The sequence below is a fragment of the Limnothrix sp. CMB-01 genome (assembly GCF_055193175.1).
Window position 1 is genome coordinate 525,558 of sequence record NZ_CM143720.1, and the last position, 12,592, is coordinate 538,149.

13 protein-coding genes are annotated in these 12,592 nt (G+C 55.2%); 3 read left to right on the forward strand and 10 right to left on the reverse strand.

Annotation, left to right across the window (positions count from 1 at the left end):
* The first annotated feature begins 23 nt into the window (after positions 1-23).
* The gene (locus ACZA91_RS02155) at positions 24-983 is read left to right on the forward strand and encodes an RluA family pseudouridine synthase (RefSeq protein ID WP_463184472.1); all 960 of its coding nucleotides are present in this window, start codon (positions 24-26) and stop codon (positions 981-983) included.
* Positions 984-1,019: 36 nt separating this feature from the next.
* Here the strand turns inward: ACZA91_RS02155 and ACZA91_RS02160 are convergent, their stop codons facing one another.
* Both ACZA91_RS02160 and ACZA91_RS02165 read right to left on the reverse strand, forming a co-directional pair.
* The gene (locus tag ACZA91_RS02160) at positions 1,020-1,970 is read right to left on the reverse strand and encodes an SPFH domain-containing protein (protein ID WP_463184474.1); all 951 of its coding nucleotides are present in this window, start codon (positions 1,968-1,970) and stop codon (positions 1,020-1,022) included.
* Between the two features lie 274 nt (positions 1,971-2,244).
* Positions 2,245-2,724 carry a hypothetical protein gene (locus ACZA91_RS02165; protein WP_463184476.1) on the reverse strand — a complete coding sequence of 160 codons (480 nt, stop codon included), beginning with the start codon at positions 2,722-2,724 and terminating at the stop codon, positions 2,245-2,247.
* Positions 2,725-2,979: 255 nt separating this feature from the next.
* Here ACZA91_RS02165 and ACZA91_RS02170 point away from each other — a divergent pair, with 255 nt between their 5' ends.
* Entirely contained in the window at positions 2,980-4,152 is a 1,173-nt protein-coding gene (locus tag ACZA91_RS02170; RefSeq protein ID WP_463184477.1) for a sensor histidine kinase, read from the forward strand.
* Between the two features lie 92 nt (positions 4,153-4,244).
* On the opposite strand, the gene recR is transcribed toward ACZA91_RS02170, so the two are convergent.
* Positions 4,245-4,871 carry a recombination mediator RecR gene (gene recR / locus ACZA91_RS02175; RefSeq protein ID WP_099532976.1) on the reverse strand — a complete coding sequence of 209 codons (627 nt, stop codon included), beginning with the start codon at positions 4,869-4,871 and terminating at the stop codon, positions 4,245-4,247.
* A 77-nt stretch (positions 4,872-4,948) separates the two neighbouring features.
* Here recR and purN point away from each other — a divergent pair, with 77 nt between their 5' ends.
* Positions 4,949-5,641, forward strand: coding sequence for a phosphoribosylglycinamide formyltransferase (purN, locus tag ACZA91_RS02180; RefSeq protein WP_242026116.1), 693 nt, complete (start codon positions 4,949-4,951; stop codon positions 5,639-5,641).
* A gap of 242 nt (positions 5,642-5,883) precedes the next feature.
* Here the strand turns inward: purN and rpsJ are convergent, their stop codons facing one another.
* The 7 genes from rpsJ to ACZA91_RS02215 all read right to left on the reverse strand — a co-directional run bounded on the left by rpsJ (position 5,884) and on the right by ACZA91_RS02215 (position 12,226).
* The gene (gene rpsJ, locus ACZA91_RS02185; protein ID WP_099532978.1) at positions 5,884-6,201 is read right to left on the reverse strand and encodes a 30S ribosomal protein S10; all 318 of its coding nucleotides are present in this window, start codon (positions 6,199-6,201) and stop codon (positions 5,884-5,886) included.
* A 118-nt stretch (positions 6,202-6,319) separates the two neighbouring features.
* On the reverse strand, positions 6,320-7,549 hold the full coding sequence (gene tuf / locus ACZA91_RS02190) for an elongation factor Tu (protein WP_099532979.1): 1,230 nt from the start codon (positions 7,547-7,549) through the stop codon (positions 6,320-6,322).
* Between the two features lie 25 nt (positions 7,550-7,574).
* Complete coding sequence (gene fusA / locus ACZA91_RS02195; RefSeq protein ID WP_099532980.1) at positions 7,575-9,650, reverse strand: elongation factor G; 2,076 nt, start codon at positions 9,648-9,650, stop codon at positions 7,575-7,577.
* A gap of 228 nt (positions 9,651-9,878) precedes the next feature.
* Positions 9,879-10,349, reverse strand: a complete 471-nt coding sequence (gene rpsG, locus ACZA91_RS02200) for a 30S ribosomal protein S7 (protein WP_099532981.1) — start codon at positions 10,347-10,349, stop codon at positions 9,879-9,881.
* 279 nt (positions 10,350-10,628) lie between these two features.
* A complete protein-coding gene (gene rpsL, locus ACZA91_RS02205) occupies positions 10,629-11,009 on the reverse strand; it encodes a 30S ribosomal protein S12 (RefSeq protein ID WP_099532982.1) in 381 nt (126 codons plus the stop codon).
* Between the two features lie 232 nt (positions 11,010-11,241).
* Positions 11,242-11,583: a HesB/IscA family protein gene (locus ACZA91_RS02210; RefSeq protein WP_463184480.1), complete on the reverse strand. Its 342-nt coding sequence runs from the start codon at positions 11,581-11,583 to the stop codon at positions 11,242-11,244.
* A 220-nt stretch (positions 11,584-11,803) separates the two neighbouring features.
* The gene (locus tag ACZA91_RS02215; RefSeq protein ID WP_099532984.1) at positions 11,804-12,226 is read right to left on the reverse strand and encodes a phosphomannose isomerase type II C-terminal cupin domain; all 423 of its coding nucleotides are present in this window, start codon (positions 12,224-12,226) and stop codon (positions 11,804-11,806) included.
* Between the last annotated feature and the right edge of the window lie 366 nt (positions 12,227-12,592).

The following is a 12,592-nucleotide window of genomic DNA, read 5'->3' on the forward strand; positions in this document are numbered from 1 at the left end:
AGTATCTGAGTTTGTATATCTGAATGGTGGGAGAAACCGGCACGCTCAATCAGGGTTGGGTCTATCAAGATCGGGTTGATCGCGCGGCGGCGGGCCTCACCCTTTTGGCCTACTACAGCCAACACTATCGGCACTCCACGGAACAGACTTGGCGCGATCGAATTTTGGCGGGTCAAATTTTGGTTGAAGATGGCCCGGCCAGTCCTCAGCAAATTCTGCGATCGGGACAACGGTTAACCTACCATCGCCCTCCTTGGGTGGAACCAACCGTGCCCCTGGATTTTGCAGTGCTCTATGAAGATGCCGATCTGTTGGTGGTGGCGAAACCCGCTGGCTTGCCCGTGATGCCAGCGGGGGGGTTTTTGGAACATACCCTGTTGCGGCAATTACAAAAACGCTATCCACAATCCAGCCCCGTGCCCATTCACCGGCTGGGGCGCGGCACTTCCGGTTTGGTGTTGTTGGCCCGATCGCCCCAGGCTCGATCGCACCTGACCCAACAAATGCGCGATCGACAAATGCATAAGGTCTACTGGGCTTTGGCAGTGGGCAACGCTCCCATGGATCGGTTTCGGATTGAGCAGCCGATCGGCAAAATTCCCCACCCCCAATTGGGGCATCTTTACGGGGTCACCCCGGATGGAGCCTTTGCCCGCAGCGATTGCCAAGTGTTGCGGCGGGATCGTGACCAAATGTTGGTTGAAGTCACCATTCTCACGGGCCGTCCTCACCAAATTCGGATTCATTTAGCCGCCGCCGGATTTCCCCTCGTGGGCGACCCACTCTATGGAGCCGGTGGGCAACCGCAACTGACCCCGATCGCGCCGGAGGCCCCAAGGGATCCCGAGGCGATCGCCCTGCCCGGCGACTGTGGCTATTGGCTCCATGCCCAAACCCTCGCCTTCCGCCATCCCCAAACCCAAGCCCCGATCGAGGTTTGCTGTCCTGCGCCGTCGCCATTTGGCCAACCTGCCCATAGTTAGCGCCAGATCTTGAGCGCCAGATCTTGAACATCAGATCTAAGGAGCCTTGGAACCCGCCGCCGAACCGCCGATTTGAACATTGGGCGTTTGGATGGTTGGGGCTTGCTGACCGTTCCACTTTTCAATGCGAGTTCGTTCCACCCGCAACCGCTCCAACTCCAATAATTGCGGGGTGATGGAACCCGCCCGTAGGCGATTGGACTCCGCCTCCGCCCGGGCCTGCTCGATCGTCACCAACGCTTCTCCCTTGGCCCTCGCCACATTGGAGGCCGCCTCTGCTTCCACTTTGCGGCGATTGGCCTCAGCCGTTTGGGCCGCCTGTTGGGCCGCAAACTGTTCGTTAATGCTTTTTTGAATGTCTGGGGGCAGCCGCAACGGCCCCAAAAGGGACACATCTTGAACGGTGATGAACTGGAAGCGTCGTTGCACACAGGCCCGCACCGTTGCCACCAATCGCTGCTGGCTGGTGGGCACTTGCACAGGAGTCAGGGCTAAGGTTTCTGCCGCTTCCGAAAAACAATTTCTCAATCCATTTCTCAGCTCATTCGCCCGAAATTGATCGGGGGTTTTGCGATAGGTTTCATAAAACTCATGCAGTCTGGTTTTGGTGGTATTGGGAATTACTTCCGTAGAAAAACCAAACGATAGACCCACATCAGCCGAAACGGGACTACCGGCCACCGAAAACACGATCGACTCATCAACGGGTGAGCCTTCCGTTGCTTCTTTGGTGAAAGGATAGGTATTGACAAAGGTTGGAAAAACAACGATTTCTTCTGTGTAACCATTAAACCAAACACGCCCCGAAACCAATTCAGCTTTATCAATTCCTTTGCTGCCACCATAGAGTTGAATTTTGAGGCCGGCATACCCTGGCTCAACGGTGGTGATGCTGGTTCCAGGAATGATGCCACAGGCGTTAAGGGCTGAGGTAAGCAGGGCAAGCAGCGAAGTTTGGATGATGACTCGTTTTGGAAGTTTTGTCATGGTTGACGCTCTCACTCTCAATTAAAAATCAGTTAAAAGAATGGCGGAAAAGTGTCTTGAAGCACTTGCCAGCCCGTAGGGTGGGCAGTGCCCACCGAACCGTTGCTTCATGGCATTTACGATATGGCGTGTCAATTATTTTAGGTAAAGGGTTTATTAATCAAGAATTAATCATGAATTCAGTAGGTAATCAATCAAGCTGTTGGTAAAAATCAATCAAAAACTAATTTCAAACAAAGCTTGCATTAAGCCATCTTTTTAGGGCGATCAGTGATTAGGGCGATCGGTGAGTAGGTTTAACGGCTTGGGACTGATCGGCAACATGGGAAATCAGCCGTTGATGATCAATTTCCCAATCAGGAAAAGGCTGCAACAAGTCCAAGGGCGATCGGTTCAAGACACGATAGGCTTCATCCTGATTGAGCAATTGCAATGTTTCGATCGCCTCCTCCACCGATCGTGAAGAAATCGCCAATAATTGCACCGTTCGCAGCCGCCGATAGACCGGATCGTATTGCACCAACAGGGTTCGGGCCCGTCGAGCATCCAGCCACCGCCACAGGCCATAACCCAGCGATCCAACCCAGGTGATCGGCACACCCAACACAATCGCAAACCCCAAGAGGGGCCAATGGGAATTGAGAAAGAACGGCGCGATCGCAAAGAGCAACAAGCCCAGCAAGATTTCTGCCAGGGCAGTGAGTAACCAACGTTGCCAGGTTTGAAGCGGCCAGCGCCGCCCGCGTCGTTTCATGGTCACCTTGCCCATCGCCTGTGCAATGGCATGTTGAATCGCCGGTTTCGATGATGTGGTGAAAAGTTGGATGATTGCTTGATCGTAGCCAGCGATGCCCACGATTGCCCAGCGTTTGATCGATCGACCTCTTGATCGACCTTGGAATTTACGTCACCGGGGCCACGAAGCTGATCGACCTTGGCACAATGAAATGAGCTGCCCCAGTTCCCGGGCCGGTAGCCACATCAATCCACCCTCACCCCCCGATCGCCCTTGAACTCCCTGCTCACCGACCTGACCAAACTTCGCCCCCACTTGCGATCGCGCCTGTTGCTATCCCACCTGCTGGTGGTTTTCCTCAGCATCGGTAGCTTTGCGTTGGTGGGTTGGTTCTCGTCCCCCAAAACCTTTGTTTGGAAGCTAGATGAGCTGGAGGTGCGGGGGTTTCGGTTGCGCTATGCCCGCACGCAACTGGTGAACAGTTTTGGGTTTGTGTTGCAGCAAAGTACCCTTTGGTCAGCGCTGGTTGGGGCCACGGCGGCAGGAGCCTTTAGCTATTGGGCGGCTTTGCGGATTGCGCGGCCCCTGAAGCACATGGAAGAGGTGACTGTGCGGTTTGCCTCGGGGGAACTGGATGCCCGCATCCAAGCCAGTGATATTCCAGAACTAAATCAGTTGGGCAGTAGTTTCAACCGCTTGGCCACGAGCTTAGAAGGCACGGAGCAGCGCCGCCGGGATTTGATCAGCGACCTGACCCATGAACTGCGCACACCGCTGACGGTGGTAAGGGGCTATCTCGAAGAACTGAGTGAAGGGCGCATTGATCCCACGCCGGATTTGTTCGACCGCCTGATTCGCGAAACCAAACGGCTGGAGCGACTGGTGAGCGACACTCAAGAGCTATCACGGGCAGAAACAGGCTATTTGCCAATTCATGTGCAGTCGATCGATCTGCGGCCCCTTTTGGAATCGATCATTAACCGCATTGCCGATCAGGTATTTGATGATGAACCAAAGTTAATTTTGGATTGTCCGGCTGTGCTGCCGCTCGTGGCTGCCGACCCCGATCGGGTGGAACAGGTGTTGCTGAATCTGATGGGCAATGCCTTACGCCACACCACCTGTGGCTCAATTCGCCTTTGGGCCAACCCCAAGGATGAACGCGCCCTTTGGGTCGGGGTCACGGATACGGGGGAAGGCATTTCTGAGGAAGATTTGCCCCATGTGTTTGAGCGATTTTGGCGGGCCGATCGCAGTCGTTGCCGCCATGAGGGTCGCCAATCCACTGGCGCGGGAATTGGTCTATCCATTTCTCGGCGGTTGGTGGAGCTTCAGGGGGGTGAAATGGAGGTGACCAGCGAGCTAGGCAAGGGCAGCACGTTTCAATTCAGCCTCCCGATCGCGATCGGGAGCGAGAAGCTTCAGAAAAGCATCGAAACAAATTAGCAGTAGAAGCATCCAGCAAACCTGACTCCCTCTCCCCAGCCCGAGCGATCGCCCAGGTAATCACCCCAGTAATTACCAGTAATGATCAGAAACTATTCCACCTCGCGCCGCCCTTCCAAAGCCTTGGCCAAGGTCACCTCATCGGCATATTCCAACTCACCCCCCACGGGCAACCCAAACGCGATTCTGGTCACCTTGGTAAAGGGCTTGAGCAGTTGGGATAGATACAGGGTGGTAGTTTCCCCTTCAATGCTGGGCCCGATCGCCAAAATTACCTCATGGGTCTTTTCGCGATGCACCCGCTGCACCAGGGGCTGAATCGTCAGGCTTTCGGGGCCAATGCCATCCATGGGGGAAATGACCCCGCCTAAAACGTGGTAGCGCCCACGATATTCACGAGTGCGCTCGATCGCAATCAGATCCCGCGAATCCGCCACCACGCAAATCGTCTGTTGATCGCGGTTCGGGTTGCTGCAAACCTCGCAAACCGGCTCCGCCGAGAGGTGATAGCAAACCTGACAATGGCCCACCTGTTGCTTGGCATCCAGCAGCGTTTGGGCCAGAGTTTGAATTTCCGCTTCCGGGCGATTCAACAGATACAGCGCCAACCGCTGGGCAGATTTGGGGCCAATGCCCGGTAGCCGTTGCAATTGCTCAATTAATCGAGCCAAAGGACGAGTATAAACAGCACACCTCCTGCGCTGCGCCGCGTAAAGCACCAGTTTGTTTCGCAGTCGCGTATTCTAGCACTTCCCTTTCGGGCAAGCGGAGCCTACAATCGTGCTGATTTTTCGCAATGGCTGGAACTATGACCGAGGCTCCGATCGATCGCGCTTCCGAGCCTAACTTGGTCTCCCCTCAACTGTCCGGTGACCTATTAGCGCTCTATCAAAACCTGCCCCCGATCGCCCTGGGCGTATTGGCCTCAGGAAGTGGCAGCAATTTTGAAACCATCATGGAGGCGATCGCCGATGGCCGCTTACGGGCAGAGGTGAAAGTGCTGGTTTACAACAATCCCGGGGCCAAAGTTGCCGCCCGGGCAGCCCGCTGGGGCGTGACCGCCGTTCTCCTCGACCATCGCCAATACCCCGATCGCAACCAGTTTGACGCGGCCGTTGTCCAAGCGCTCCAGTCCGCTGGAGTGGAATGGGTTGCCATGGCCGGTTGGATGCGGCGGGCCACCGAAACCCTCGTCAACGCCTTTCCCCAGCGGGCCATCAACATTCACCCCAGCCTGTTGCCCAGCTTTCCCGGCATTCGAGCCGTTGAACAAGCCCTCGCCGCCCAAGTCAGAATCACTGGCTGCACGGTGCATTTCGTGGAGCTAGAGGTGGACAGCGGCCCCATCCTGATGCAGGCTGCTGTTCCTGTTTACCCCACCGACAGCGCCGAAACGCTCCACGCCAGAATCCAAACCCAAGAGCATTTGATTTTTCCCCAGGCGATCGCCCTGGCCGTCGCTCAAGCCAATCAAGCCACTCAGCCCTAGTCGCTTCAAGCTCAATCCAAAGTCAATCCAAAATCAATCCAAAACGCCCAAGAGTTACATGAACTCTCGGGCGCTGAAGCATTAGCTTGAGTAACAAACTCAATTCCCCACTGGGCAATTCAACCAACGCAGCGTTTAATTACTGGCAACACTGGCAACTTTTTTAATTACTAGCAATTGCTGGTAATTGCTGATTGAAATTGCTAGGGATAATTGGCGATCAATCGCCCTACTGAAAATCTCTAGAGCTTCACTTCAATATCCACACCAGCCGGCAAATCGAGCTTCATCAAAGCATCGATCGTTTTCGACGACGGTTGATAAATATCAACCACACGGCGGTGAGTGCGCGTTTCAAAATGCTCACGCGAATCCTTATCCACGTGGGGAGAACGCAGCACGCAATAGATCTTGCGCTTCGTCGGCAGCGGAATCGGGCCCACCGCCGTTGCGCTCGTGCGGTTCGCCGTATCCACAATCTTTTCGCAGGAAGCATCCAACAGCTTCCGATCGAAAGCTTGCAAGCGGATCCGGATTTTCTGTTGCTGAATCGTCGCCATACTCAAGGACTCAGGGGGTGTAAAGACTCAATTTTCAAGGTTCAGGGTTTGACTGAAGACAGCCGTAGGAACGCTGGATTCAGCGTTCCTACAGTGTCTAGCTCAGATGAACCAACAACTACTTAACGATCTTGGCAACCACGCCAGCACCAATCGTCCGGCCGCCTTCGCGAATAGCGAAGCGCATCCCCTGTTCGATTGCTACCGGGCAGATCAACTCAACCGTCATCTTGATCCGGTCACCGGGCATCACCATTTCCACGGTCGAGCCGTCGTCAGCGGTGTAAGCCGTGATTTGACCGGTCACATCCGTAGTCCGCACATAGAACTGAGGACGATAGCCAGCGAAGAACGGGGTGTGGCGGCCGCCTTCTTCCTTGGTCAACACGTACACTTCAGCCTCGAATTGCGTATGGGGGCTGATCGACTTCGGCTTCGCCAGCACCATGCCGCGCTCGATATCTTCCTTTTGGATACCGCGCAACAGCAAACCAGCGTTGTCCCCAGCCATCCCTTGATCCAGGGACTTCTTGAACATTTCCACGCCGGTCACAGTGGTGCTGCGGGTGTCCTTCAGACCCACGATTTCCACCGTGTCGCCCACCTTGACGATACCGCGCTCGATCCGGCCGGTGGCAACCGTACCACGACCCGTAATCGAGAACACGTCTTCCACCGCCATCAGGAAGTCACGATCCACATCGCGCTCAGGAGTGGGCACGTAGGCATCCACTTCATCCATCAGCTTCAGGATCTTGTCAACCCACTCGTTTTCGCCGCGAGCGATCTTGGGGTTAGCGGTCAGGGCTTCCACAGCCTTCACAGCCGAACCAATCACGATCGGGATGTCGTCGCCGGGGAAGTCATAGCTGCTCAGCAGTTCACGGACTTCCAGCTCAACCAGCTCCAGCAGTTCAGCGTCATCCACCAAGTCTTCCTTGTTCAGGAACACCACCAGGTTGGGCACGCCCACCTGGCGAGCCAGCAGGATGTGCTCACGGGTTTGGGGCATGGGGCCGTCAGCCGCCGACACCACCAGGATGCCGCCGTCCATTTGAGCAGCACCGGTGATCATGTTCTTCACGTAGTCCGCGTGACCAGGGCAGTCCACGTGGGCGTAGTGACGATCTTCGGTCTCGTATTCCACGTGAGCCGTGTTGATCGTGATCCCACGGGCTTTTTCTTCCGGTGCGGAGTCGATGTCGGCGTAGTTACGAGCCTTGGCCTTCCCTTGAGCCGCCAGCGACATGGTGATTGCAGCGGTCAGGGTCGTTTTGCCGTGGTCAACGTGACCGATCGTCCCGATGTTGACGTGAGGTTTAGTCCGTTCAAACTTTTCGCGTGCCATGAGTCTTGTGCGTTCCTTTTCCTTGCTATGCGTTCCCCTTACTCTTCGCGATGATCGCCTCAGCGACGTTGCGAGGAACTTCGCTGTATTGGCTGAACTCCATCGAGAAGATACCGCGGCCTTGCGTCATCGAGCGAATGTCGGTGGCATAACCAAACATTTCTGCCAGAGGTACTTTAGCAGCAACCTTGGCCGTTCCGCTCTCGGAACCCATCCCTTCGATTTGACCGCGACGGGAGTTGAGGTTCCCCATCACGTCACCGAGAAACTCTTCAGGAGCTTCAACCTCAACCTTCATCAAAGGTTCGAGGAGGACGGGTGCTGCTTTCATGACCGCCTCGCGGACAGCCATGGAGCCAGCAATTTTGAATGCCATTTCCGACGAGTCCACATCGTGGTAAGACCCATCGACCATGGTGACCTTCACATCGATCAGTGGGTAGCCTGCTAGGATACCGGATTCGCAAGCTTCGCGCATCCCCTGTTCCGCAGGGCCGATGTATTCCTTCGGCACCACACCACCGACGATCTTCGAGACGAACTCAAAGCCCGTCCCCGGTTCGCCCGGCTCAATTTCAACCACCACGTGGCCGTATTGACCCTTACCACCGCTCTGGCGGACAAACTTGCCTTCTGCTTTGGCAGCCTTGCCGATGGTTTCGCGATACGCCACCTGAGGCGCACCCACGTTGGCTTCCACACGGAATTCCCGCATCATCCGGTCTACTAGGATTTCGAGGTGCAGCTCACCCATCCCAGCGATCACGGTTTGATTGGTTTCCGAGTCAATGCTGACGCGGAAGGTCGGATCTTCTTCCGAGAGGGATTGCAGGGCCTTGGACAGTTTTTCCATGTCCTGCTTGGTCTTCGGCTCAACGGCCACCGAGATCACCGGCTCAGGAATGAACAGGGATTCCAGAATGACCGGATCGCTTTCGCTACAAATCGTGTCGCCGGTGATGGTGTCCTTCAGACCCAGGGCTGCGCCGAGGTCGCCAGCACGCATTTCGTCTACTTCGATTCGTTCGTCAGCTTTGAGCACGATCAAGCGCGAAATCCGCTCTTTCTTGCCCTTGGTGGCGTTGTAGACATAGCTACCCTTGGTAATCACGCCGGAGTAGACCCGGATGAAGGTCAAGCGACCGTAGGGGTCAGCCATGATCTTGAAGGCCAGGGCTGCCGGGGGCGCGTTGTCGTCGGCCGGACGGGTCACTTCTGAACCGTCGGGCAGCAGACCCTTAATCGGGGGCACGTCGATCGGGGCGGGCAGGTAGTCCACCACGGCATCGAGCAGCAGTTGAACCCCTTTGTTCTTGAAGGCAGAACCGCAGAGCATGGGGACGATCGTGCCGTCGATTGTGCCCTTGCGCAGCGCACCCTTGATTTCCTCTTGGGTCAGCTCTTCGCCTTCAAGATACTTTTCGGTCAAGACATCGTCGGTTTCTGCAACCGCTTCCACCAACTTCAGGCGATATTCATCAGCCAGGTCAACCAGATCTTCAGGAATATCGGTTTCTTGGATGTCGGTGCCCAGATCGTTGGTGTAGAGGTAGGCACGCATCTTCACCAGGTCAACAATGCCGCGCAACTCGGATTCAGCCCCGATCGGGATTTGAATCGGCACAGCATTGGCCTTCAGGCGATCGCGCACCTGACCATAGACCTTGTAGAAGTTCGCACCCGTCCGATCCATCTTGTTCACGAACACGATCCGGGGCACTTTGTAACGGTCAGCTTGCCGCCACACCGTTTCCGACTGGGGCTGCACGCCACCCACCGAACAGAACACCGCGATCACACCATCGAGCACCCGCATGGAGCGCTCCACCTCGATCGTGAAGTCCACGTGACCAGGCGTATCAATGATGTTGATCTTGTGATCGTTCCAGCTCGTACTGATGGCCGCAGCGGTGATCGTGATCCCACGCTCACGCTCTTGCTCCATCCAGTCCGTGACGGCAGTCCCTTCGTGAACTTCACCGATCTTGTGAACCACGCCCGAGTAATACAGAATCCGCTCGGTCGTCGTTGTTTTGCCCGCATCAATGTGGGCGGCAATTCCAATATTTCGCACTCGTTCGAGCGGAATCGATCTGGCCACTTTAACCTCCTGGGACTCCTATCGCAGATACCATGTTACATCCTTGTTAAGTAATCGAAACAAAGACAGAACGCCGGGGGAACAGATTGGGCTGATCGCTATTTAGAGTGCGATCGAACCCCACTGCCACCAAAGCGCTTGTCTCAGTTTCCAACTCATGAGGACTGAAGCACTGAGCCATTTGTCAGCCGATGAATCATCGTGACAAAAGCTCGAAACTCTCGAAACCTAGTAGCGATAGTGAGCAAAGGCCTTGTTCGCTTCCGCCATCCGGTGCGTTTCTTCGCGCTTCCGGATTGCGCTACCCGTTTCGTTGGCCGCATCCATCACTTCATTCGCAAAGCGGCTCACCATGCTGCGGCCGCCGCGTTGGCGAGCAAATTGGATCAACCAGCGCAGGGCCAGGGCAATGCCTCGATCGCTCCGCACTTCCATGGGCACTTGGTAAGTCGCACCACCCACCCGGCGGGCTTTCACTTCCACCAGAGGCGTTGCGTTCTTCACGGCCCGCTCGAAAACATCAAGCGGTTCCGAGCCAGTGCGCTCTTGGATCAGCTTGAAGGCATCGTAAACAATCCGGGAAGCAACCGACTTCTTACCGGATTTCATGATCCGGCGAACAGTCATGCTGACCAGGCGGCTGTTGTAAACAGGGTCAGGGGGAACAGGGCGTTTGTTGACAGTTGTGCGACGAGACATATAACAGTAGCCGTTAGGTCACAATCAGAGCGTGAACAAGCAAACTAAAACTTTGGTGTCGCAAAGTCCATGAATATCTGCCACCCAGTCAGCACTCAGTCAGGGGGCTGCATGGGTGCTTGCTGGGAGCCTGAAATGGCTAACCGCGATTTTCTAATTCCTTTGCGTACCAGGCACCCGAGCAGTCACCGGCAACTTCGTTATGAGCAATTTCAATTGTTGAATTGGCCACGCTGAAGTTGCGGTTAACAGTGCCGGCCCGGGACTACGGAACCACCATTATTTTTGGGGCTTCGGGCGCTTCGCACCGTACTTGGATCGCCCTTGCTTACGATCTTTAACGCCGGCAGTGTCAAGGGTTCCGCGAATGATGTGGTAGCGCACGCCGGGCAGGTCTTTTACCCGACCACCGCGAATCATGACCACTGAGTGTTCTTGCAGATTGTGCCCAATGCCCGGAATGTAGGCTGTCACTTCAAAGCCGGAGGTTAGGCGAACACGTGCCACCTTACGCAGGGCAGAGTTGGGCTTTTTGGGTGTGGTGGTGTACACGCGCGTGCAAACGCCGCGGCGCTGAGGACAGCTTTTGAGCGCTGGCGATTTGGTTTTGCTCTTAGCTTTGGCGCGCTCAGATCGGATGAGTTGCTGAATCGTGGGCATGGGCTTACTGCACCGGCAGATTCTAGATATTCGATGGGGTCATAAAATGTCACGGTCTATAACTATACGGATGGGCTGTTACCTTTGTCAATGAAGCGTAGCTAGGTTGACAGCTTTCTGGGAATGGCTTCGCTAGGTGGGCGTTTCGCCAGGGTTTGCCGTTTCTTGGCCGTTGCGGTGGTCATGGTTTCGAGACGATCGCCCTCAACCCTTAACCAAACGCATCGATCGGCTACGATTCGCCATGGTCAAAGGAGTGCCCACAACTGCAATTGTTGCGAGCACTGGGATTTTGAAACCGGAAATTACCACCCACCAGATCTTCGGAATAGTCGATCGTCAAGCCCCGTAGGTAGGGCAAATCATGATCGCGCACGATCGCCCGCCAACCATCTCCTTCAAGGGCCTGTTCATCAGGGCCGATCGCCTGGCTCGGTGGGTGGAACTGCAAGACATAGGTTAAGGAGCGACATCCTCCCGATCGCACCTCCAGCCGAAACCAGCCTTGCTCCAGTCCCCATTGTTGAGCAAGACGTTGAACTTCAGCTTGGGCCGCAGCAGACAGAACCAACATGGATAATCAACAGAATTTTTGAGAAATGGTTTAAAAAATGCGGTCAACGAAGTGTGATTTGGCTCGCCAAACGCCAAGAGCCACCCCTGAAACCCTTGCCATCGCAACAGCGTTCACGATCTTAGGCAAACCCAGGCAAACAGACTCAATTCAAAATCAGGGCAAGCCAAATCAAGACCAATCAAGCAAGACAAATCAAAATTAAATCGAAGCAATTACCCTACTTAGCAGCAGGGGTGCGGGCGTAGTCATCCTGAAAACGAACGATATCGTCTTCGCCCAAATATTCCCCATTCTGCACTTCAATCAACACCAGGGGAATAGTGCCGGGGTTCTCCAGCCGGTGGGCAGTGCATTGGGGAACGTAGGTGGATTGATTGGGCGTGAGCATGATTTCGTTATCGCCACAAACCACACGCGCCGTGCCTGAGACAACGATCCAATGCTCGCTGCGGTGGTGATGCATCTGCAAGCTCAAGCGATGACCGGGCCCCACCTCAATGCGCTTGATTTTGTAACCGCGTCCCTCTTCTAGCACCGTAAAAGATCCCCAGGGCCGTGCTTCGGTTTGGTTCGTGCTGAGTCCGTTTTTCGGAGCAACACCGTTCTCGGTCTCGGGAGTTTGAGTTTTTGTTGCAGCCACCGTACTGTCCTCGTTGAGTGTGGGTGTTCAGTTATGGGTCATTTCTGACCGACTGTCCTTGCGCGTTTGCAAATCTTTAGCTCGTGAGCCATTCGGGGAGTCGGCCCTTACTAGGTAAAGTACCCAAGCTCAAATGGTGTTGATCTGGATGATGTTGATTTAGTGCTGATCGCTGGGCGTTGATCACGGAGCCAATCGAAGCCAATCACTGGTCATTGAGTCGATCGCCAGGTTAATCGCCCGTTGATTGCCCGTGGGAGCTTTCAGGAACCTCCCAGCCGATCGATCCACATCCCAACATTTCGGTTGATGCAGTTCAGCTCCCTTTGCCGCTGAACCCCCTGATCATTCCTCTGTTTCGAGTAT

What these genes read in the sequence shown, in the direction of transcription:
- ACZA91_RS02155 (WP_463184472.1), top strand. Translation starts at nt 24, where the DNA reads ATGGTGGGAGAAACCGGCACGCTCAATCAGGGTTGGGTCTATCAAGAT.
- ACZA91_RS02160 (WP_463184474.1), bottom strand. Translation starts at nt 1,970, where the DNA reads ATGACAAAACTTCCAAAACGAGTCATCATCCAAACTTCGCTGCTTGCC.
- ACZA91_RS02165 (WP_463184476.1), bottom strand. Translation starts at nt 2,724, where the DNA reads ATGAAACGACGCGGGCGGCGCTGGCCGCTTCAAACCTGGCAACGTTGG.
- purN (WP_242026116.1), top strand. Translation starts at nt 4,949, where the DNA reads ATGGCTGGAACTATGACCGAGGCTCCGATCGATCGCGCTTCCGAGCCT.
- rpsJ (WP_099532978.1), bottom strand. Translation starts at nt 6,201, where the DNA reads ATGGCGACGATTCAGCAACAGAAAATCCGGATCCGCTTGCAAGCTTTC.
- tuf (WP_099532979.1), bottom strand. Translation starts at nt 7,549, where the DNA reads ATGGCACGCGAAAAGTTTGAACGGACTAAACCTCACGTCAACATCGGG.
- rpsG (WP_099532981.1), bottom strand. Translation starts at nt 10,349, where the DNA reads ATGTCTCGTCGCACAACTGTCAACAAACGCCCTGTTCCCCCTGACCCT.
- rpsL (WP_099532982.1), bottom strand. Translation starts at nt 11,009, where the DNA reads ATGCCCACGATTCAGCAACTCATCCGATCTGAGCGCGCCAAAGCTAAG.
- ACZA91_RS02210 (WP_463184480.1), bottom strand. Translation starts at nt 11,583, where the DNA reads ATGTTGGTTCTGTCTGCTGCGGCCCAAGCTGAAGTTCAACGTCTTGCT.